The sequence below is a fragment of the Limibacillus sp. MBR-115 genome (genome assembly GCF_040549425.1).
GTDB lineage: Bacteria > Pseudomonadota > Alphaproteobacteria > Kiloniellales > CECT-8803 > Limibacillus > Limibacillus halophilus.
This window is the reverse complement of sequence record NZ_JBEPTJ010000009.1, coordinates 128,758-149,188: the sequence shown is the minus strand read 5'-3', so window position 1 is coordinate 149,188 and position 20,431 is coordinate 128,758. Positions and strand designations below refer to the sequence as shown.

Below are 20,431 nucleotides of genomic sequence, written 5' to 3'. Positions count from 1 at the left end.
TCACTTTGACGTAAATCAGAGTGTAACCAAGGAGACGCTGGTGGAAATTCAGCAGAACTTAAGCTGTTTACCCTTTGCCACGGTTGTATTGCGTTGCAGCTCGGCGCAGCATGTCACTATGCCACCGCAGGATGCGAAATACCGGCCGACGCCAGAGCAGTTGTTAGACCTCATGATGGCTGTGTCGGTCAGCCGTGATCGAGATGCCTTTGCGCAGATTTTTCATTATTACGCGCCGCGGGTGAAATCCTACATCCGTAGTTTGAAGGTCGAGGAGAAATCGGCGGAGGACATCGCACAGGAAGTATTGCTAACGGTATGGCGCCGCGCAGACCAGTATGATCCGCAGAAATCCGCTCTTTCCACTTGGATTTTCACGATTGCTCGAAACAAAAGGATCGATGTGGCCCGCCGGGAGAAGCGACCAGAAATCGATCTGAACGATCCTGCCCTCGTGCCTGAAGGGCCTGCGTCCCCCGACCGAGCGTACGATGCAGCGCAGGTCGCTTTGCGGGTCCGTGCTGCGATCGATACTTTGCCTCAGGAGCAGGCCACGTTATTGCGTTCTTCTTTTTTCGAGGAAAAATCACACAGCGAACTGGCTGATGAACTTCTGATGCCGCTAGGGACCGTCAAGTCGCGCCTCCGATTGGCTATCACAAAACTCCGTTCGGCTTTGGAGGATATGAACCAATGACTTCTCATCACCCTGATGAGTCCTTACTGCAGGCCTATGCGATTGGGAATCTTGGTGAGCCTCTCGCGTTGTTGGTTGCAACCCACACGGCGCTTTGCCCTCTTTGTCGGAACGCGGTGCGTCACTTGGAGAGCATTGCTGGCACGTTGCTGGAAGACCTATCGCCGACGGCGCTTTCCGAAGACAGTCTGAGTTCAGTCTTGGCTCAGTTGGATGGACGCGAGACCGCCGCCGCAAGTGAAGCAACAAGTCCTGTCGCAGAAGGGGCGGAAACAACCTTGCCTCAGCCATTGCGCGGCTATCTGGGCCGCCGATTATCGGACCTACCTTGGCGGCAAAGAGGTGTCGTTGCCGATGTTGCCTTGTTTCCGGATCGCAAGGATTTCACCACCCGGCTTCTTCGCATTCGTAAGGGGTGCAGAGTGCCGCTCCATAGACATGAGGGATTGGAATTGACCTTGGTCCTCTCAGGTGCCTTCTCCGACAGCCAGGGGCATTATTTGCGCGGTGATATCGCAGTTGCAAACAGTAGCGTCGTGCACCAGCCGGTCGCCGACGACGATGAGGACTGTATTTGTTTGGCAGTCACAGATGCGCCGGTCTATTTGGCTGGCCCAATCGGACGTTTGCTAAATTTTGCCTTCAAGTACTGATCCATTTTCTTCCTGGGTGCGTAGATAATTTAAGGGAAAGGCATAGACCTTCCCGAATGAACAGGAACCCAGGAGTGCGGAATTATGCCAGGGACAGAAATACAACAAGATAGCCGGCAAGCAAATCGACGGCTCGTTCGCAAGGCGATGAGCGCGCCGATCCTCTCACGTGAACAAGAGAGGATGCTAGCCACGGCCTGGGCCGTGGGTGGCGATGAAAAGGCGATGCATCAGCTCGTGAGCGCGCACGCGCGCCTGGCGGTGAGCATATCCACCAAGTTTGGCGGCTATGGATTGCCGCAATCGGATCTTATCCAGGAAGGTTTTGTGGGTTTGCTGCAAGCTGCGATGCGGTTCGATCCCAACCGCGATGTGCGCTTTTCCACCTATGCGGTCTGGTGGATCCGGGCAGCGATCCAGGATTACATTTTGCGCAACTGGTCGATTGTTCGGATCGGCACGACCACGTCCGAGAAAAGCCTCTTCTTCAATCTTCGGCGCCTACGGGCAAAGATCGCGAGAACGAGCAATCCCTACATGTCCTACGAAGCGGCGGGGCAGATTGCGGAGGAACTTAAGGTAAGGCCCGATCAGGTTCAGCGAATGGAGGTCCGATTGGGGGTGCCTGATCTATCCGTCAATCTGCCGACTGGTGAAGACGGTGACATGGAGTACCAGGACACGATGATTGACAGCCGACCTGGGCCAGAGGAGATCGTGACGGAACTACGCGATAACCAAACCCGGGCACAGTGGCTTAGTCAGGCGCTCAGGCGATTACCCCAACGCGAAGCCCGGATCATACGCCAGCGTCACCTCGGAGAGGGGGCGGTCACATTGGAAAACTTGGGACAGGAACTGGGCGTCAGCAAAGAGCGGGTCCGTCAACTTGAGCAACGCGCGTTGAAGACCCTAAGGTCACTGCTCGCTGAGCGGATAGGGGAGTAGCCGGTCAGTTCGTCGTTTAATTTACTGCGCCAACCCTACTTCCAGCGTCAGGCGGTAAGCCACGGTGACCGCGCCCGCGCAGATAGCTATTCCATACGGCAAGAAAATCATGCGTTTCTTGCCGTCTTTCTCGGTGATCTCGGGTGGGGGAAGGGGCATCCAGGGGATGCGTCGCAAACGATCAGCAACCAGGTAGCCCAAACCTAGGACACCACCGGCAATCGCCGTCACAAGTATCAGCGTGGAAAGGTGGGCAAGACCGGCCCAAAGCCCGGCCGCCGCCAAAAACTTCACGTCGCCGGCACCGATCAATCCGCCAGCAAAAATCAGAAAGCCTATTGCCAGGATTCCGGCACCCACAGCTAGGCCTGATATCCAATCCACCGGAAAGGGCGCGCTCATGACGAAGATTGGGTAAAGCAAGGCGATTAACAGCGTGAAGCTATTAGGAATCTTCAATCGCTGAGCGTCTGTAACGGCACAGGCGAGCGATAGGGAAAAGAAGCCGAATAAGCCGAGATAGGTTGCGAGGGATGAAAGCGTCATGGGTAACCGATCTATAGTTTTATCTTTTATAATGGAAAGAGGTCGCCGTGAATATCATCACGGTTGACAACTATAGAGGTTTTCCGTCCGCCATATGAGACTTGAAGGACGCAAAAAAGTGTCCCAACTGACCGCCAAAGTCAGTCATGGCCAAAACAGCGAATATGACAGCCATTGCTGTAAGCAATCCCACCTCGGTGCGTGTTGCACCACTGTCCGTGGACAGAAAGGCGGCGGCGGCTTTCATCAAGAGCATTCCTCCTAGAGCAATCTCCTAAGGTTAACATTAAGCAAGGTAATATTAACAAAGGCTTAAAGGAAATGTCTGAAGTGTAGTCATAGTTTACGTTTCGGCGTTGCCTCCGGCCCCCTGAAAGGCTCATTCTAGACGCCTTGTTGACCAAAATAAGTGGCGGTGTATCCGATGGGCAAAGAACCAATGCATAGCCAGGCAGAGCAAATGAACCTTCGGGACCTAAGTATCTCGGAAGATGGCCGAACGCTTTGGCTGGATATGACTAGCGGGCGGCGGTTTCAGATACCGGCACTTCAGGTCCGCGACCTTTGTGATTGCGGTGCTTGCCGACATGCTAACGGACAGCGGCTTATTGACCTGGCCGCACTGCCGCAGGATCAGCGGATCGCGGCGGTTGAGGTTGGTGTCGATCACTGCAGCGCAATCGTCACTTTGTTGCCGGAAAGCCACCGTGTTGAGCTAACGTTCGACCGGGTGGCCCAGTTGCTGTCAGCGCCGGAAGCGCAGCTCGCCGGCCGGGTGCCGGAAGCGCGTTTGTGGGATGCATCTCTTCCGGAATCACGCTTTCCTAAAGCGCGATATGCCGATATTGCCGGCGACTCTGCAGCACTGGCAAATTGGCTGGTCGGCATCCGGGATTATGGCTTTGCCCTCTTGGAGGAATGCGGCAGCACCACGGGCACCGTGCTAAGCGCAGTTGAATTATTTGGTTTCGTGCGCGAAACGAATTACGGCCGCCTTTTTGATGTGGTTGCTAAGCCGGACCCTAACAATCTGGCCTACACCGGTCTTGGTCTTGGACTACATACCGACAACCCCTACCGGGATCCGGTTCCGGGCATGCAGTTTCTTCACTGCCTGGAGGCCAGCGGGCAGGGCGGTGAAAGCCTTCTGGTCGATGGGTTCCGCGTAGCGCAGGATCTTCGCAGCGATAACCCAGAGGTCTTCGAGATACTGGCAAATACGTCTGTACCCTTTCGCTTCACCGACAGCACCGCCGATCTCCGGAGCAGCCGACCACTTATCGAAATTGACGGTCAGGGTGGCCTGGTCGGCGTGCGTTACAACAATCGATCGCGCGCAGATTTACAATTACCGCCGCAACAACTGACAGCCTTTTATCAAGCCTATTCTGTTTTCGGGCGATTACTGCACGATCCGACCTACATCATCTCATTCAAACTCAATGCAGGCAGTCTCTTCGTCGTTGATAACCGAAGGGTTCTGCATGGTCGCGGCGCTTTTTCCGGAGGCCAGCGGCGATTGCAGGGGTGTTATGCCGATTGGGATGCATTGACCAGTTATGTGAATCTTCACCAGGGAGCCGAACGCCGATGACAAAGGCCGCATTTCTAGATCGTTTGCAGGCGCTATACGAAGGGCCAAATGGGGCGGAGCATTATGGCGAGGATGTCACTATTGCCGAACACATGCTCCAAAGCGCCGAGGCTGCTGCAAGGGAGGGGGCTCCAGAAACCTTGATTGCCGCCGCATTGTTGCATGACGTGGGGCATCTGCTAAGCGAAGGAAACCCTGATGACTGGCACCGGATGCACGACGCCGCTGCGGGCGCTTTTCTGAAGAATTATTTCCCACCAACCGTGGTAGAGCCGGTTCGACTCCATGTCGAAGCCAAACGTTATCTCTGCGCGCGTGACCCCGGTTATCATGACCGTCTGTCGCACGCTTCCCAGGTTACTCTAAAGCAGCAAGGCGGCCCGATGAGCGAGGGTGAGGTCAGCGATTTCGAGGCAAACCCGCACAAGGCCGCTGCGCTCGCCGTGCGCAAATGGGACGAGGGCGGCAAGGAAGTGGGGCGCGATGTCCGTAGCTTTGCGGATTGGAGACGTTTGCTCGAAGCACAGATGACTGTCTGATAGCGCGGGGGATGGGTGAAACAATGGCCTCCAAGGTAATGCTCGTCGTGATTGACGGATTAGGATTCCAGACGGCGGTGGAGCACTGCGGCTTCCTGGAGAGCCTCGTTCTGGCAGGCAAGGCCCGGCGCTGGAAGATGGCCAGCGTACTGCCTAGCCTATCCGTGCCAATTTATGAGACCTTGCATAGCGGCGTGCAGCCTCATGATCACGGCATCACCAGCAATGATAACGTGCGCATGACGGGGACGGATCATGTGTTCAAGGTGGCACGTGCCCAAGGGCGCCGTACGGGGGCGGTGGCGCACTTCAATTTTTCCGAGCTTTTCAATCGCGCGCCCTTCGATCCTATTGAGGATATGGAGGTTAATGACGAAAGTCGTTGCGTGCAGTACGGCCGCTTTTATCTGCAACATGGAAAGACTCGGTTCAACATCGGTTTGGCATCGGAAGCAGATCTATTGAACCAGGCGAGTATTCTGGTGCATCGCCATGCGCCGGATTATCTGCTTTTGCATTCTTCCGGGTGTGATTCCGTAGGCCATCTCTATGGCGGGGAGTCACCTGAGTACAAGAAACAAGCCTGGGCAACCGATGATCAGATTGCCCAGCACTTGCATCGCTGGCAGGGCGCCGGTTACCGCGTTTTGGTGACGGCCGATCATGGAATGTCCGCCTTTGGTCACCACGGCGGCAACACCGACGATGTGCGGATGGTCGCCTTCTACGATATAGGGCACCCAAAAGGGGGCGCGGCGCCGGAACTCGCGGATCAGCTATCGGTAGCCCCAACCATCCTTGACCGAATGGGATTGAAAATTCCCAAGGCAATGACCGCGCCGCCGCTGCCCTGACACCGGGAGTTGAAGCGGCTCAGGCCGGTTTGCCGACCGTTACTGCTAGAGTGGGGATGCCCTCAACGGTGGCCTCCAGACGGTCGCCCGGGACGAGTGCGGAAACCCCGGCCGGTGTGCCGGTAAAGATCAAGTCGCCTGCGTGTAGAGTGAACAACTCTGACAGTTTTGAAACGATCTCCGGGAGCTTCCAGATCATTTGGCCTACATCGCCTTCCTGGCGCAGTTCTCCATTGACTGTGAGTGCAATTCTGCCACGTTCCATGCTGCCGCTCTGGTCTAGTGGCAGAAGCGTTCCACAGGGCGCGGCGCCGTCAAAAACCTTGCCGACCTCCCAGGGGCGGCCTTTTGATTTCGCCACTGCTTGAAGGTCGCGCCGGGTCAGATCAATACCCACGGCAAAGCCGAACAAATGTCCCATCGCGGCGTCCAGCGGTATGTTGCGTCCGCCTTTTGCGATGGCAGCGACCAATTCCACTTCGTGATGGAGATCCTGTGTTCCTGGAGGATAGGCAAACGTGTTGCCATGCTGCACCAGAGCGCTGGGAGGTTTCATGAAGAAGAAGGGATCCTCACGATCGGGATCGTGCCCCATTTCACGCACATGGTCGGCATAGTTGCGGCCAACGCAGTAAATATTATGAACCGGAAAGACAGCGTCATTACCAGCGACCGGCAGGCTCGGATTATCCCAAAGTGGAAGTACAGTTTTCATTTTAATTTCCGTAGCTTATAGTAGTTTTATAAGGTTGTTCATTAAAAGCTGTCATGCGACTGTGGTAGTGCAGGGCCCAGCGTGAATGCATCGGCGTGGATCTTGTTTTCCGGAAGCCCCTGCTCTTTGAGAAGCGCCACAGTGGCATCTACCATCGCGGGAGGCCCGGCGACATAGGCTTCGCTTTTGCTAAAGGCGCAAAGCTCCGCGGCATTTATATCTTCGGCAAGCGCGTCCGTCACTAATCCTGGTCGACACCCGTTGGTCAAACGGTGACCGTCGCCGGCGACAGGCACAAAGCGGAAATTGGAAAACTCTGCCTCAAGAGCGGCAAAATGATCGAGCATGTAGAGTTCATCGGTGCTTCGCACGCCAAAATAAAGCCGAACTTCGTGGTGCCAACCCGCCCGCAAAGCCTCTTCGATAATGCCTTTTATTGGAGCTAGCCCCGTGCCGCCGGCAATACCAAGAATAGGGCCAGTATGATCGGGGCGAAGCGTGCAGGCACCGAAAGGACCCTCGACATCGAACTCGTCGCCGGGTTGCAGCTCATACTGCACGAAGCTGGAGGCTCCTCCATCTCCCTGGTCCCGAATATGAAATTCGAGGAAACCTTCGTCTGGTTGATTGGCTATGGAGTAGTCGCGCGGTTCAAACGTGCTGAGATAAAGGCGTAAATATTGCCCAGCCTTGAATCGAAAAGCGCTGCCTTCAGGTAATTCCAGACGAAGCCTACATACCTGAGAAGTAAGCGCATCCTTGGCGATGACCTTTGCTCTACCGCGAAAGGGAAGTGCGTGGTCTTTATTGTGGGGTGATATCGCCATGAAGCCGTTCGGCGCTGCCTGCCATAAGAGGAAAAGGAACGCTTCTCCGGAGCTAAAGCATCCGGCGCCGCTGTTTCGGATCAGTTAGCAACGCTAAAGCTTTCTCCGCAGCCACAACGCGCTGCCTCGTTGGGGTTTGAAAAAACGAAACCTGACTGAAGCTTGTCCTCGACATAATCCATTTCGGTGCCGATCAGGAACATAACCGCCGTTGGATCAATGAAAATCCGGACGCCCTTGTCTTCGACGACATCCTCAAACTTCTTTTGATCCTTGGCGTACTCGACAAAATAAGACAGGCCTGAGCAGCCGCGCGTCTTCACACCGACACGCAAGCCCAGCACGGGTTCGTCGCCCGCAGCTGCCATCAGCTTCCGAACGCGTGCGGCCGCAGCATCGGTCAGCGTGATGAGGGATTGGGCCATTCTGCAGTCTCCATCTGTGTTCTCGTAGGGTTGTACAGCCGTCTCTTTAGTCAAAGCGCAAAATCATCATAGCGCTTTTCATATGGGATCAGAAGATGCCCAGTGCCAGTCTTGCATCCTCTGTCATGCGCTCCTTGTCCCAAGGCGGATCCCAAGTCAGGGTCACTTCCACTTCACCGACGCCGTCCGTTTTGGCTACCGCCTCGGCAACCTGATAGGGCATCTCACCGGCGACCGGACAGGCCGGCGCGGTCAAGGTCATCAATAACGATACGGCGCCATCGTCTTTCTGATCAATTTCGTAGATCAGTCCCAAATCATAAATGTTCACTGGAATCTCAGGGTCATAAACGCTGCGCAACGCCTCTTCTATCTTCTCCCGGTTGGCGAGCGGCGTGCCCTTGGGCAATGCTTCGCCAGCCCGAGCGGTCAGACCCTCGGTATCCTCGCCGTCGCCCATGAAGTACATTGGGTGGCCGGGCATCATGGTCGTCTCTCCTTCATCATTCGCCAGTTGGTCCTCGTCGCCGTCATTCATTCGGTCGAAATCTCCGCATCGCCTTTCAGAGCTGCATCCATCGTATGCCAAGCAAGCGTCGCGCACTTGACCCGCACCGGGAATGTCCGAACACCTGACAACACCTGCAGGCGCTCCACGGCATCGGCGTCTGTCGCCTCGGCTTCACTCAAATCGGCATCGTCTTTGGTGCAGAGGTCGTGAAAACCATGGAACAGAGTTGCAGCCTCCTCAACTGTCTTTCCTTTAAGAATTTCAGTCATCATTGAGGCAGATGCCATTGAAATCGCGCAACCTTTCCCAATGAAGGAAACATCTTCAATCAAGTTCTGGCCGTTCGTCAGCAGATAAACACTCAGGGTGTCGCCGCACATGGGGTTGTTGCCTTGCGCGTGGTGATTGGCATCCCCGATTCGGCGTAAATTACGAGGGTTCTTCCCGTGGTCGAGGATAACTTCCTGATAGAGTTCTCGCAGTTCGTCCAACATTATCCAAAGAAATCCCTGACGGTTTGTAAGGCTTCGGCCAGGACATCTACCTCGGCCGGCGTATTATACAAGCCGAAGGAAACGCGGGCCGTAGCAGATAGGCCAAAGCGATCCATGACCGGCTGTGCGCAGTGGTGTCCAGCGCGAAGGGCCACGCCGCTGCGATCTACAATCGTGCCGATGTCGTGCGCGTGCGCGCCCTCCAGCACGAAAGAAATGATGCCCGCCTTCTCCTTCGCCTTACCAATGATCTGCAACCCTTCTATCGCTTCCAGCTTGCGCGTTGCGTAGGCCAGCAAGCCTTCCTCGTGTGCGGCAATGGCATTCATCCCGATGCTGTTCAGGTAATCGACCGCCGCGCCGAAGCCGACCGCCTCGATGATTGCGGGCGTGCCTGCCTCAAAGCGGTGAGGGGCGGCCTTGAACGTGGATTTCTCCAAGGTCACCGTTGCGATCATGTCGCCGCCACCCTGATAGGGCGGAAGGCGGTTGAGCAGGTCTTTCTTGCCATAGAGCGCACCGATACCGGTGGGCCCGTACATCTTGTGGCTGGAGAAAGCGTAGTAATCAGCATCCAGTTCCCGGACGTCGACCCGCATGTGCGGCAGGGCCTGGCACCCGTCGACCATCACCTGTGCGCCTGCGGCGTGCGCTTCCTGGATGATTTGCTTGAGCGGCGTGATGCTGCCGAGTGCGTTGGAAATATGAGTGACGGCTACTAGCTTCGTGCGAGGGGACAAAAGCCCGCGATAGGCGTCCATGTCGAAGTTGCCATCGTCGTCGATGGGCACGGCCTTGAGAACGATACCGCTGCGGTCCCTTAAGAACTGCCAGGGCACGATGTTGGAATGATGCTCCATCTCGGAGATGATGATTTCGTCGCCAGGCTGGACTTGGCTTGCAAAGCAAGCGGCCAGCATGTTGATGGCCTCAGTGGCGCCGCGTGTGAAGATGATCTCGTCGGGCGAGCCGGCATTGACGAAAGCCGCAACCCTCTCACGGGCCCCTTCGAAAAGGTCTGTGGCTTCCTGGCTCAGACGGTGAACGCCCCGATGCACGTTGGAATAACTCTCCTCCATGACCCTGGTCATGGCATCAATGACCTGTCGTGGCTTCTGTGCGCTGGCTCCATTGTCCAGGTAAACCAACGGGCGGCCATAGACCTCTCGCTTCAGGATCGGGAAATCTTCACGCACGCGTTCGACATCAAAGGCTGCGATGGAGTTGTCGCCAGGTCTTGAGTCGTTCGGCAATGTCGGCGTTTTCAACAGGCTCATAGGTCTTCTCCTGTCATTGCCGCCAACTTGGCATCCAAACGGTCCGTCAGGCCGGCGCGCAGCGCAATGTCGCTGCAAAGCTCAACGGTATCGCGCAGAAATGCTTCAATCAGGAGTTTACGGGCCTGGTGCGGCGGAATTCCGCGACTGCGCAAGTAGAAGAGGGCGTCGGCATCCAGTTCTCCTACCGTTGCGCCATGAGAACACACGACATCATCGGCATAAATTTCCAACTCAGGCTTTGCATTGACCTCGGCCCCGCGCGACAGCAACAGCGCGCGATGGGATTGGTTGCCTTCTATCTTCTGGGCGTCTTTCTCAACCTTGATAAGCCCCTGGAAAACGCCGCGAGATTGCTGATCCAAGGCCCCCTTGATGACCTCGTCGCAGGAGGTGTGGGGCGCTAGATGATCGATTACGCTGGTAATGTCGCTGTGCTGGCGACCAGTTAGCAGATAGACGCCGTTCAGCTTGCAGGAAGAGCCTTCGCCCGCGAGCCGGATTCTGAAGTCCTCTCTCGCCACAGCAGCACCCAGAGCCAGCAGAAATCCCTCGTAACTCGCATCACGCTCGAGGTTTGCCTGGCTGTTCATAAAATAGTGGCTGTTGTGTGAAAGTTCTTGTAAGCGCAAATGCTTAAGAGCACTTCCGGATGCCAAGCTAAACTCCGCGACGCCGTTTGAAAACGATGTGCCGCCCCCGAGATTTTGATGATGCTCAATCACGGTTGCCCGGCTGTTTGCCTCCAGCACCACTAACAGGCGTGGCTGGCTGGCCCGAACTTCGTTGGTCGCGGCGCTATAAAGGAAGATCAGTTCTACAGGTCGATCGAGTTCAAGACCTGAAGCGATCCTCAGCACGGCGCCATCGGACAGAAAGGCGCTATTGAGGTCCAGCAGCGGCGCTTCCCGTTCTTCCGTTGCAATCTGCCCCAGTGAGCTTTGCAGCCATGCGGGTCGTTCGCCTTGGCTGATGATGCTCAAACCGTTGAGTGTCACCCCGTCGGGTATCCCGTCCAAACGGCTGGCTTGTTCTTGCAAGCGGCCATCGACGAAAACCAGCCGATAGCCTTGGGCATCATCGGCGAGGAGACTGGGAAGACGGTCGGGCAGGGCAAGCTCGGCCGAGCCGCCCGCATAATCCAGCTTGGCGAGTGCATTCAGGCTGGTGTACTTCCAGCTTTCCAGTTGCCGCGATGGCATACCCTTCTGGCGGAAGCGTTCAAGCGCTTGGTGCCGTGATTCGGCAAGCCAATCCTGGGCTGGAAGCGCGGCCGCTTCGGCACCAGCCCCGGATAGGGCGCCCATCAGTTTTTCTTCCACACTCGTCTGCATAATCTTTTTTTCTTTCAAACCTCTATCGATCAACTTTCAAGCAGCGCTCTGCTTGAACTCCGCGTAACCGCTGGCCTCCAGCTCCTTGGCCAGTTCTTTGTCGCCGGAGCGAACGATGCGGCCTTGTGCCAGCACATGTACGCGGTCCGGCACGATGTAATCCAGCAACCGCTGATAGTGAGTGATGATCAGGAACGAACGCTCCGGGCTACGCAGAGCGTTGACGCCCTCCGCGACGGTTTTCAATGCGTCGATATCCAGCCCGCTGTCGGTTTCATCGAGAATGGCAAGGTTGGGTTCGAGCATCGCCATCTGCAGAACCTCGTTCCGCTTCTTCTCGCCGCCGGAAAACCCAGAGTTGACGGCACGTTTGAGCATGTCGTCTGACATATGAAGCTCCTTGCACTTGGCGCGCAGAATCTTGAGAAACTGCATGGCGTCCATTTCGCCGGCACCACGCGCACGGCGCACCGCATTGACGGCTTCCTTAAGGAACGTCGAATTGAGCACTCCGGGAATTTCGACCGGGTATTGGAAAGCGAGGAAAACACCGGCGGCGGCGCGCTCCTCGGGTTCCATTTCCAGAAGGTTGGCACCGTTGAACAGAACCTCTCCTTCGGTTACCTCATAGCCTTCACGTCCTGTCAAAATGTATGACAGCGTGGACTTGCCTGAGCCATTCGGCCCCATGATCGCATTGACCTCACCGGCCGCGATCGTCAAGTCTATGCCTTTCAGGATTTCTTTCCCGTCAACGCTGGCATGAAGATTTTTTATTTCAAGCATTTGATAGATTTCCCTAATCTAACTTATTAACCAACGCTGCCTTCGAGACTGATCCCGACGAGCTTCTGCGCTTCAACGGCAAACTCCATCGGGAGTTGTTGCAGCACCTCCCGACAGAAGCCATTGACGACCAGCGCCACGGCGTCCTCCGCGGATAGACCCCGTTGCCGACAGTAAAAGAGCTGGTCTTCGCTGATCCGTGAGGTCGTAGCTTCGTGTTCGATCTGTGCCGTTGGGTTCTTGCTCTCGATGTAAGGTGTGGTGTGCGCGCCGCATTGATCGCCGATCAACAGCGAATCGCATTGCGTATGGTTGCGCGCGCCTTCTGCCTTAGCACTCATCCGGACCAAGCCGCGATAGGTTTGGTTTGACCGCCCGGCCGAGATTCCCTTCGAGATAATGCGAGACCGGGTGTTCTTGCCCAAATGGATCATTTTTGTGCCGGTGTCGGCCTGCTGCATGTTGTTGGTGATGGCGATCGAATAAAACTCACCGACTGAGTTGTCGCCCTGGAGAATGCAGCTCGGGTATTTCCAAGTGATGGCCGATCCGGTTTCCACCTGCGTCCAGGAGATCTTCGAATTTCGGCCCCTGCAAGCACCGCGCTTGGTGACAAAGTTATAGATTCCGCCGACACCATTCTCGTCGCCGGGGTACCAGTTCTGGACCGTCGAATACTTGATCTCGGCATCGTCGAGCGCGACCAGCTCCACGACGGCAGCATGCAATTGGTTCTCGTCGCGCATCGGTGCGGTGCAGCCCTCAAGGTAGCTCACATAGGAACCAGCGTCCGCGATGATCAAGGTCCGTTCGAATTGCCCCGTGTTTGCGGCGTTGATCCGGAAGTAGGTGGAAAGTTCCATCGGGCAACGAACGCCCTTGGGGATGAAAACGAAGGAGCCGTCCGTGAAAGCAGCGGAATTCAGACAGGCGTGCTTGTTGTCGCCATACGGAACCACAGAGCCGAGGTACTTGCGCACTAATTCCGGATGATTTTTCACGGCTTCCGAAATGGAACAGAAAATAACGCCCACTTCCTCAAGTTTCTTACGGTATGTCGTGGCCACCGACACGCTGTCGAAAACAGCGTCCACGGCAACGCCCGCCAGCACTTCCTGCTCGCGCAACGGGATGCCGAGCTTCTCGTAGGTCTTGAGGAGCTCCGGATCGACTTCATCCAGGCTCTTGGGCATGTCGTCCTTGTTCTTGGGCGCGGAGTAGTAATAGGCATCCTGATAATCGATTGGCGGGAAACCGACACGCGCCCAATCGGGTTCGGGCATGTTTAGCCAGTGAGCATAGGCTTTGAGACGCCATTCCAGCAGCCACTCGGGCTCTTCTTTTTTTGCAGAGATGAAACGGATGATGTCTTCACTCAGGCCTTTGGGCGCCGTATCCGCTTCGATATCGGTGACAAAGCCATACTTGTACTTCTGCTCCCCGAGAGCGCGTACCTGTTCAATCGTTTGGCTGTTCGCTGCCATAAGTCAGTGCCTTCTGTTCAATCCGCGCGACCAGAGCTCTTGCCTGCCGAACTGGTTAAGGGGGCCGATACGGGTGAAACCGCCGGAAAATCAAAAAAAGATGCCGTCATCTCTTGCAGCGTCACCTCGTCCAACGCCGACTGTATGGCGTGATTGACCCTGTCCCACGTACCACGCATCGGGCAGAGCGATTCAACGCCGCAGGAATCCGCCGACCCATCTACGCAAGCCGTCAGGGCAATTGGCCCTTCAATGGCCTCGATGATGGCTGCAACGGAGATATCAACGGCTGGCCGGGTCAAGGCGTAGCCGCCGCTGGCGCCGCGGTGAGACGTAATCAACCCACCCTTTGCCAGCAATGTCAGAACCTTTGAAACCGTCGGTAATGGAACGGCTGTATCCCTCGACAACTGTTGTGCGGAGAGTGTCGTCTGATCACCGCGCGTGGCCAGTTGTGTCATGACCACGACGGCGTAGTCTGTCAGGCGATTCAGGCGGAACATCTTGTCCTCAATTCCTACCAATACGGTCGTGTATTACTCACTTATCGATTTCTTATCATAAATCAAGAGTAAATTGGTATGAATTCAATGGAATCTTTCTTTCCTTTTAGGACTCTAGATGCATGCCGATGAGGTAACTCGCGTATTCGTGTCCAAAGGTTACAGCCCATTCTATTGCACAAGTGACTCAGGGTAGAGACAGTGGCGGCGCGACGATTTGTCATAGCATTCCAAAGCAGAAAATACAGAACTGGAGCAATACACAATGTCTGGACAAGGATTGGCACTTGCCGCCGTCATGCTTGTGGGAACGGCTTTCCTACCAATTTCTGCCGGCGCGGCTGGGGACGCAGCGACGGGTGAGAAGCTCTTCAAGCGTAATTGTGCCGCTTGCCATACAACGGACGCAGGCAAGCACAGAGTGGGGCCAAGCCTGGCTGGGGTCGCTGGCCGCACTGCCGGTACTGCGGATGGATACCGGTATTCCTCTGCGATGGCCGGATATGGTGTGGTTTGGGATGCTGCAACGCTCGATACCTACCTAGTGGATCCACGCGGCACCGTGCCTGGAACCAAGATGACTTTTCGCGGTCTGAAGGAGCGACAGGACCGTGAAAATGTCATCACCTATTTGGAAACCCAGTAACGAGAATAGATATCCGATTGAAGACGACGGCCGCCGATTGGTCGCAGCCTCGGCGGTACCCGCGAACTCTCTCACGACTTCGTGACGCAGCTTGATTTTCAAGCCACTGCCGGTCGCGCCTACGCTGAATGGGTGAACATTATTTTCCATAATCGATCATTGACTGTGCTGGTCAATAGGTGGAAATCGGGGAGACATCATGAGAAGCACTAAAGCGAGACTTTTGAACTCGACGGTCATGCCTTTGGCCTTAGCGGTTGGTGTGGCCGCGTGCGTCGGCGTAATCACAGTCGGATCGGTCATCGGTAGTACGGCATCCCAAGCGGCGACAGCGGCGAAAGCGCCTGTAGCAAAGGGTAGTTTACCTCAGGCGCAGCCAAAACCGCGGGCGCTTCAGCAGGCAGCCGGCTGCAATCCTTGCAATCCCTGTGCCGCTAAGACCTGTAATCCTTGCAGCCCTTGCGCGGCCGAGGGATGCAATCCTTGCAACCCCTGTGCCGCAGCGGCCTGCAATCCTTGTAATCCCTGTGGTGGTTGTAATCCCTGCGCCGCTGCCGGCGCGAAGAGTGCTTGCTTCGTGCCGCGACTGCAAAAGGCATCAGCTTGCAACCCCTGTAATCCCTGTGCGGCCAAGGCCTGTAACCCCTGCAACCCCTGTGCGGCCAAGGCCTGTAACCCCTGCAACCCCTGTGCGGCCAAGGCCTGCAATCCTTGTAGCCCCTGCGCAGCAGAAGGTTGTAACCCCTGTAATCCTTGCGCGGCCAAGGCCTGTAACCCCTGCAATCCCTGTGCGGCCAAGGCCTGCAATCCTTGCAGCCCCTGCGCAGCAGAAGGTTGTAACCCCTGTAATCCTTGTGCGGCCAAGGCCTGCAATCCCTGCAACCCCTGTGCCGCAGCGGCCTGCAATCCTTGCAACCCCTGTGGTGGTTGCAATCCCTGTGCAGGCGGTGGCGTAGAGATCACGGATGCTGAAGCTGCGGCGGTATATGGCTGCGCGATGGAAGAACTGCAAAAGGCCTATGGCAAGTCGGGTTCCGACATCGCGGCGTCCTATCAGTCATGGCGTCTTTACAGCAAGGTCCCTTACGTCTCCTTCACACACGGCGAACGCTACGTGACAAACTACGCGAACGCCGCGGCAAAAGCCTATGGTGCCTACGAAAGCTCCGGCGTGATGCCGGAGGGTGCAACGCTTGCTAAAGACAGCTTCTCGGTAACAGCTGCGGGGCAGGTTAGTATCGGCCCGCTGTTTATCATGGAGAAGATGGGCGCCGGCTTCGCTGCCGAGACGAACGACTGGCGGTATTCCATGATCATGCCGAATGGTGCGGTCTTTGGCGTCACCGGCGGCAAAGGGTCGGATAATGTGCAATTCTGCGCAGATTGCCACATGGCAACCGACACCGACTCAATGTTCTTCTTGCCCGAAGAATACCGGGTGAAATAGCCACGTACCGATGCTTACTGTCGGTATCGGCGATTCTGCGGCGGCAAGGGTTCATTTCCTTGCCGCCGTCTTCTTATCGGCCTTAACCCTAGTCATTCCCAATCGTGGTCGAGCCGATTTCTCGGACGGCCTAGCTGCTTACGACGCAGGCCAATATTCACAAGCTGTTCAATATTGGAATCCTCTAGCCTTGGCTGGGGACAGAGATGCGCTGGTGGCAATGGCGGAATTGTTGGAAAAGGGGCAAGGGGTAAGAAAAGACATTTCCGCTGCGCGTCGGTATTACCGTTTGGCGGCCCAGGCGGGCAGTGCCGTTGGGCAGATTAATCTAGCGGATTATCTGGAGCGGGGAGCAGGCGGCGAAGCCGATTACGTAGAAGCACTGGTTTGGTACGGCATAGCCGCCCGAAAGGGGAACCGCTGGGCTTGCGCGCAGTATAATCGCTTGTACGCGGGTTCCGGCACGGTGGCGCGGCAAGCGGCTGATAACCTGCTTCAAGATATCCTCCGGGACTTTCCTGCCCTGCAATAGGCTGCTATTTGTTCCCCGGTATTCGATCCGATCTTACAAGAGGAAAGCGCCAATGAACCAGGGCGTCACTGTCATCGATCATCCGCTTGTTCAGCACAAGTTGACCTGGATGCGGCGCAAGGAAACCTCAAGCCCGAACTTTCGAACCCTGCTACGCGAGATAAGCCTGCTAATGGCTTACGAGTTGACACGCGATCTACCTTTAACGGATCAGCCGATCGAAACGCCTGTGAGCGAAACCATTGGGCATGTAATCGACGGCAAAAAATTCTGCCTCATCTCCATTCTGCGGGCGGGAAATGGTTTGCTTGAGGGGATGTTGGACTTGGTTCCCAATGCGGTTGTAGGACACATCGGCCTATACCGCGATCACGAGACACTGGAAGCGATTGAGTACTATTTCAAGGTGCCGGGCCATCTTGAGGAACGGCGGGTTATCGTTGTCGATCCCATGCTGGCTACTGGTCATACATCTGTTGCCGCGATCACGCGTTTGAAGAAAGCCGGGGCGCAGGATATTCGCTTCGCCTGTCTGCTTGCAGCCCCCGAGGGCATCAAGGAAATGCGCGCGGCGCATCCCGATGTACCGATCTTCACAGCCTCGATCGATGAGTGTTTGAATGAGAACAGTTACATCGTCCCTGGGCTCGGCGATGCGGGGGATCGTATATACGGTACGAAGTAGTCAGGCGTCGCCAAGGCGCCCACCAAGCTTTATCCAAAGGCGCCATATCACCAGGACCGCAATTAACGAAACCAATGTCATGGCATAATAGGCCGCGCTTGAGTAAGCGCTATAGAGTGTCCCGGACAACAGCATAGCTAGGCCCATTGTTGCGCCAACGGCAGCAGAATAGAGGCTCTGCGCGCTGGCAGCCTTGTCTTCGGGCAGGAGATCGGACAGCAGATGCATGGTGCCGAGATGGGCGGCCCCGAATGTCAGCGCATGAAGCACTTGGATAAGTGCCAGCGGAATCAGCGAGTCGGTCAAACCCATCACTGTCCAGCGAAACACACCGGCAATTCCGGCGATCGCTAGAAAGCTGAGAGGGGATATATGGGTTAACAACCGACGGCCCAGGAAGAACAAGAATATTTCTGCGATTACGCCTTCCGCCCAAAGCCCGGCCACCAATGTTTCGCTCATACCCACAGACCGCCAGTGTATGGCGGAGAAGGCGTAATAGACAGCATGGCTCGCCTGCAAGAGCGCTCCGGCGAGTAAAAGCCAAAGAAAGCCATTATGGCGGAGGAGGGAGAGCCAGCTACGCCGCTCAATGCTGGCTGCTCCTGATCGCAACGGCAGCAAGAGCACAGAGAATCCGGTAACTGCGATACCTGTACAAAACACCCAGACGATAACATTGGGCCCCTGGATCTCGACCGCGCGTCCGGTTACCAGTACTGCCATAATGAATGTTAAAGACCCCCAAAGACGGGCGCGGCCGTAATCCATCCCACTTTGGCGAGCCGCCCGCATCGCCTGGCTCTCGCCCAGGGGTATCAAGGGTTGAAACAGCGCAAACCCCAGAATCTGCAATGCGAGAAGGAGCCAATAGTTGTGGCTGACTGCCATGATCGCGATTAAACACAGGCTGCCAAATGCGCAAAAGGCGAGAAGTGCCCGAAGATTTCGGGACCGATCCGCCAGTGTCCCGGCGAAGGGTGTTGCCAGAATTTTTGCCCAAGTGGTGGCAGCCAGGAAAAAGGCGATCTCATTTGCGCTTAGGCCTTTGGAATCGAGCCAGATAGGCCAGAAGGGAAGTTGCACTCCTGCGGCAAAGAACAACGCGCCATAGTAGAGGCCAAATCTGGGCCCAGGCATTGCGGCCGATTTAGAGATGCTCATGAACCGACCTGGGATATCACCACTGAGGATGGGGCAGGGCACTCTGAGGCAAAGACGATAGCGGAGCGGTAGGCATCGCAGGCAATTTCAGCGGATTCTGGATCATTGGAAACAACCTCGGCAATGGGTTGACCGAATTCGACCCTACTGCCCAGCGGTAGAATGTTACGAAACCCCACGCTGTGATCGATTCTGTCTTGACGCTGTTTGCGACCACCACCGAGCGCCATGACCGCAAGCCCCAAGGCCTGCGCATCGCAGGATGAAAGATAGCCGGTCGCCCCAGCAGTAACGGGGCGTCGGACCGAAGCAACCCTAAGGTGTTGCTCAGCCCGTTCAATAAGATCTGTGGGGCCGCCGAGTGCTGCGACCATGCGACCAAAGGTTTCGGCGGCACTGCCATTATCCAACGCCGTCAGCAAAGCGGTTTTGGCCATTTTCGAGTCTGGATGAAGACCGGCCATTTCCAATGCAGCCGCGCCCAGTTCCAATGTGACTTCCAACAATCGTGATTCGCGCTGTTTTCCGGTGAGAAAATCAATGCTTTCCAAGACCTCAAGGGTGTTCCCGACCGTCAACCCCAACGGCTCGTTCATATCCGTCAGCAGCGCACGGACAGGCAGGCCAGCCTTGTTGCCACTTTCAACCAGAGACGTGGCAAGAGCCTTGGCACTGTCCAAGTCCTTCATGAAGGCCCCGCTGCCTACCTTGACGTCCATCACCAGGTGATCAAGCCCAGCCGCGATTTTCTTCGAAAGGACGGACGCTGTTATAAGAGGGATGGATTCAACCGTCGCCGTGACGTCCCGGATGGCATAGAGCTTACGATCCGCCGGCGCCAATTCTGCGGTTTGGCCGACAATGGCACACTGGGCTTGTGCCACCACCGCCTGGAATTTTTCTAGAGATGGTTGGGTATCATAGCCTGGAATGGAATCGAGTTTATCCAGCGTTCCCCCGGTATGTCCCAGGCCACGCCCGGCGATCATTGGAACTCTTGCACCACAGCTCGCAAGCAAAGGCGCCAGAATTAAGCTTACCTTATCGCCGACACCGCCGGTCGAATGCTTGTCGAGAGTGACCTGGTCATTATCGGGCCAGAAAAGCCGCTGTCCAGAGTTCGCCATAGCGAGCGTGAGGGCACCGGTTTCATCGCGGCTCATGCCTTGAAAATATACAGCCATGGCGAAAGCCGCCGCTTGTGAGTCTTCCAGCGCTCCAGAGGCCATGGCGTTGATGAATTGCGTGATCTCCTTGCCGGAAAGGGTTTTTCCGTCGCGCTTGGTGCGAATGACTTCCTGAGGAAAGAATTCCATGGTGTCACGCTTTCGATTTGACCCTGTGTGCCGTTTCACCCATCGCTTTGCCGACCAAAGGCTTGCGGCAGCAATTCGCCGAGCGTAAAGGCCTTGCGCAATTCCTCTGGGCTGCAAAGGAACACCGGTGTTTCCGGCCCAGCAAATTCACGCAACCGCTGTCGGCAGCCGCCGCAAGGTGTGCAAAGCCGGTCGCCCTGGGCGACAATCACGACAGCCGTTATGTTGCGATCACCTGCGGCGACCATTTGCGAAATCGCACCGGTTTCCGCGCAGGCACCCTCCGGGTAGCTGGCATTCTCGACATTGCATCCGACGAAATAGCGTCCGTCGGACGAGCGGACGCAGGCACCAACCGGAAAGCCGGAGTAAGGGGCATGGGCATTGTCCCGCGCTTGCCGAGCCAAACGCAGCATCTCCGGGTCGAATGTCTCCAAGTCCTGTCGATTCATGC

Annotated in this window: 26 protein-coding genes; 10 read left to right on the top strand and 16 right to left on the bottom strand. The window is 56.2% G+C overall.

The annotated features are described in order from the left end of the window. Window positions 1-40 precede the first annotated feature (40 nt). The 3 genes from ABIE63_RS16260 to ABIE63_RS16250 all read left to right on the top strand — a co-directional run bounded on the left by ABIE63_RS16260 (window position 41) and on the right by ABIE63_RS16250 (window position 2,298). Complete coding sequence (locus ABIE63_RS16260) at window positions 41-697, top strand: sigma-70 family RNA polymerase sigma factor (RefSeq protein ID WP_354506049.1); 657 nt, start codon at window positions 41-43, stop codon at window positions 695-697. Beyond that, a complete protein-coding gene (locus tag ABIE63_RS16255; RefSeq protein WP_354506046.1) occupies window positions 694-1,350 on the top strand; it encodes a ChrR family anti-sigma-E factor in 657 nt (218 codons plus the stop codon). Before ABIE63_RS16260 ends, ABIE63_RS16255 begins: the two co-directional genes overlap by 4 nt. 84 nt (window positions 1,351-1,434) lie before the next feature. Further along, the gene (locus ABIE63_RS16250; RefSeq protein WP_354506043.1) at window positions 1,435-2,298 is read left to right on the top strand and encodes an RNA polymerase factor sigma-32; all 864 of its coding nucleotides are present in this window, start codon (window positions 1,435-1,437) and stop codon (window positions 2,296-2,298) included. 21 nt (window positions 2,299-2,319) lie between these two features. Here the strand turns inward: ABIE63_RS16250 and ABIE63_RS16245 are convergent, their stop codons facing one another. Both ABIE63_RS16245 and ABIE63_RS16240 read right to left on the bottom strand, forming a co-directional pair. Then, window positions 2,320-2,844 carry a prepilin peptidase gene (locus ABIE63_RS16245; protein WP_354506040.1) on the bottom strand — a complete coding sequence of 175 codons (525 nt, stop codon included), beginning with the start codon at window positions 2,842-2,844 and terminating at the stop codon, window positions 2,320-2,322. A 70-nt stretch (window positions 2,845-2,914) separates the two neighbouring features. Then, complete coding sequence (locus ABIE63_RS16240) at window positions 2,915-3,100, bottom strand: hypothetical protein (RefSeq protein ID WP_354506037.1); 186 nt, start codon at window positions 3,098-3,100, stop codon at window positions 2,915-2,917. A 204-nt stretch (window positions 3,101-3,304) separates the two neighbouring features. Here ABIE63_RS16240 and ABIE63_RS16235 point away from each other — a divergent pair, with 204 nt between their 5' ends. From ABIE63_RS16235 to ABIE63_RS16225, 3 genes are read left to right on the top strand one after another with little or no spacing between them, the layout of a single operon-like run. Continuing rightward, window positions 3,305-4,438: a TauD/TfdA family dioxygenase gene (locus ABIE63_RS16235; protein ID WP_354506034.1), complete on the top strand. Its 1,134-nt coding sequence runs from the start codon at window positions 3,305-3,307 to the stop codon at window positions 4,436-4,438. After that, window positions 4,435-4,977: an HD domain-containing protein gene (locus ABIE63_RS16230; protein ID WP_354506031.1), complete on the top strand. Its 543-nt coding sequence runs from the start codon at window positions 4,435-4,437 to the stop codon at window positions 4,975-4,977. Before ABIE63_RS16235 ends, ABIE63_RS16230 begins: the two co-directional genes overlap by 4 nt. Before the next feature lie 23 nt (window positions 4,978-5,000). Continuing rightward, window positions 5,001-5,831, top strand: coding sequence for an alkaline phosphatase family protein (locus tag ABIE63_RS16225; RefSeq protein WP_354506028.1), 831 nt, complete (start codon window positions 5,001-5,003; stop codon window positions 5,829-5,831). A gap of 19 nt (window positions 5,832-5,850) precedes the next feature. Here ABIE63_RS16225 and ABIE63_RS16220 read toward each other — a convergent pair whose 3' ends face one another. The 10 genes from ABIE63_RS16220 to ABIE63_RS16175 form a co-directional block, all read right to left on the bottom strand. After that, on the bottom strand, window positions 5,851-6,546 hold the full coding sequence (locus ABIE63_RS16220) for a fumarylacetoacetate hydrolase family protein (protein ID WP_354506025.1): 696 nt from the start codon (window positions 6,544-6,546) through the stop codon (window positions 5,851-5,853). A gap of 41 nt (window positions 6,547-6,587) precedes the next feature. Next, complete coding sequence (locus ABIE63_RS16215; protein ID WP_354506022.1) at window positions 6,588-7,373, bottom strand: FAD-binding oxidoreductase; 786 nt, start codon at window positions 7,371-7,373, stop codon at window positions 6,588-6,590. A gap of 80 nt (window positions 7,374-7,453) precedes the next feature. Then, a complete protein-coding gene (locus tag ABIE63_RS16210) occupies window positions 7,454-7,798 on the bottom strand; it encodes an iron-sulfur cluster assembly accessory protein (protein ID WP_183416619.1) in 345 nt (114 codons plus the stop codon). A gap of 88 nt (window positions 7,799-7,886) precedes the next feature. Then, the gene (locus ABIE63_RS16205; protein WP_354506093.1) at window positions 7,887-8,258 is read right to left on the bottom strand and encodes an SUF system Fe-S cluster assembly protein; all 372 of its coding nucleotides are present in this window, start codon (window positions 8,256-8,258) and stop codon (window positions 7,887-7,889) included. Window positions 8,259-8,332: 74 nt separating this feature from the next. After that, complete coding sequence (sufU, locus tag ABIE63_RS16200) at window positions 8,333-8,803, bottom strand: Fe-S cluster assembly sulfur transfer protein SufU (RefSeq protein ID WP_354506018.1); 471 nt, start codon at window positions 8,801-8,803, stop codon at window positions 8,333-8,335. After that, window positions 8,803-10,080 carry an aminotransferase class V-fold PLP-dependent enzyme gene (locus ABIE63_RS16195; RefSeq protein WP_183416621.1) on the bottom strand — a complete coding sequence of 426 codons (1,278 nt, stop codon included), beginning with the start codon at window positions 10,078-10,080 and terminating at the stop codon, window positions 8,803-8,805. Before ABIE63_RS16195 ends, sufU begins: the two co-directional genes overlap by 1 nt. Then, on the bottom strand, window positions 10,077-11,414 hold the full coding sequence (sufD, locus tag ABIE63_RS16190) for a Fe-S cluster assembly protein SufD (RefSeq protein WP_354506015.1): 1,338 nt from the start codon (window positions 11,412-11,414) through the stop codon (window positions 10,077-10,079). The genes ABIE63_RS16195 and sufD overlap by 4 nt, the downstream gene beginning before the upstream one ends. 36 nt (window positions 11,415-11,450) lie before the next feature. Next, the gene (gene sufC / locus ABIE63_RS16185) at window positions 11,451-12,200 is read right to left on the bottom strand and encodes a Fe-S cluster assembly ATPase SufC (protein ID WP_354506012.1); all 750 of its coding nucleotides are present in this window, start codon (window positions 12,198-12,200) and stop codon (window positions 11,451-11,453) included. A 26-nt stretch (window positions 12,201-12,226) separates the two neighbouring features. Continuing rightward, entirely contained in the window at window positions 12,227-13,684 is a 1,458-nt protein-coding gene (sufB, locus tag ABIE63_RS16180) for a Fe-S cluster assembly protein SufB (protein ID WP_354506009.1), read from the bottom strand. A gap of 17 nt (window positions 13,685-13,701) precedes the next feature. Further along, window positions 13,702-14,187 (bottom strand): SUF system Fe-S cluster assembly regulator, encoded by a 486-nt coding sequence (locus tag ABIE63_RS16175; protein ID WP_354506006.1) that lies wholly within the window; start codon window positions 14,185-14,187, stop codon window positions 13,702-13,704. Window positions 14,188-14,452: 265 nt separating this feature from the next. Between ABIE63_RS16175 and ABIE63_RS16170 the strand changes: the two genes are divergently transcribed. After that, window positions 14,453-14,833 carry a cytochrome c family protein gene (locus tag ABIE63_RS16170; protein ID WP_354506003.1) on the top strand — a complete coding sequence of 127 codons (381 nt, stop codon included), beginning with the start codon at window positions 14,453-14,455 and terminating at the stop codon, window positions 14,831-14,833. A 393-nt stretch (window positions 14,834-15,226) separates the two neighbouring features. Here the strand turns inward: ABIE63_RS16170 and ABIE63_RS16165 are convergent, their stop codons facing one another. Continuing rightward, a complete protein-coding gene (locus ABIE63_RS16165; protein WP_354506000.1) occupies window positions 15,227-15,796 on the bottom strand; it encodes a hypothetical protein in 570 nt (189 codons plus the stop codon). A 34-nt stretch (window positions 15,797-15,830) separates the two neighbouring features. On the opposite strand from ABIE63_RS16165, the gene ABIE63_RS16160 reads away from it, so the two are divergent. The 3 genes from ABIE63_RS16160 (at window position 15,831) to upp (ending at window position 17,497) form a co-directional block, all read left to right on the top strand. Further along, window positions 15,831-16,280 (top strand): cytochrome P460 family protein, encoded by a 450-nt coding sequence (locus ABIE63_RS16160; RefSeq protein ID WP_183416628.1) that lies wholly within the window; start codon window positions 15,831-15,833, stop codon window positions 16,278-16,280. A gap of 190 nt (window positions 16,281-16,470) precedes the next feature. Continuing rightward, window positions 16,471-16,812 (top strand): hypothetical protein, encoded by a 342-nt coding sequence (locus ABIE63_RS16155; protein ID WP_354505997.1) that lies wholly within the window; start codon window positions 16,471-16,473, stop codon window positions 16,810-16,812. Between the two features lie 52 nt (window positions 16,813-16,864). Continuing rightward, window positions 16,865-17,497 carry a uracil phosphoribosyltransferase gene (gene upp / locus ABIE63_RS16150; protein WP_183416630.1) on the top strand — a complete coding sequence of 211 codons (633 nt, stop codon included), beginning with the start codon at window positions 16,865-16,867 and terminating at the stop codon, window positions 17,495-17,497. Here the strand turns inward: upp and ABIE63_RS16145 are convergent, their stop codons facing one another. Genes ABIE63_RS16145 through cdd form a run of 3 tightly spaced genes read right to left on the bottom strand, consistent with a single transcriptional unit; the run spans window position 17,498 to window position 20,429 of the window. Then, the gene (locus tag ABIE63_RS16145; RefSeq protein WP_354505994.1) at window positions 17,498-18,637 is read right to left on the bottom strand and encodes a 3-phenylpropionate MFS transporter; all 1,140 of its coding nucleotides are present in this window, start codon (window positions 18,635-18,637) and stop codon (window positions 17,498-17,500) included. 20 nt (window positions 18,638-18,657) lie between these two features. Beyond that, window positions 18,658-19,977: a thymidine phosphorylase gene (gene deoA / locus ABIE63_RS16140; protein ID WP_354505991.1), complete on the bottom strand. Its 1,320-nt coding sequence runs from the start codon at window positions 19,975-19,977 to the stop codon at window positions 18,658-18,660. Window positions 19,978-20,012: 35 nt separating this feature from the next. Continuing rightward, complete coding sequence (gene cdd, locus ABIE63_RS16135) at window positions 20,013-20,429, bottom strand: cytidine deaminase (RefSeq protein WP_354505988.1); 417 nt, start codon at window positions 20,427-20,429, stop codon at window positions 20,013-20,015. Between the last annotated feature and the right edge of the window lie 2 nt (window positions 20,430-20,431).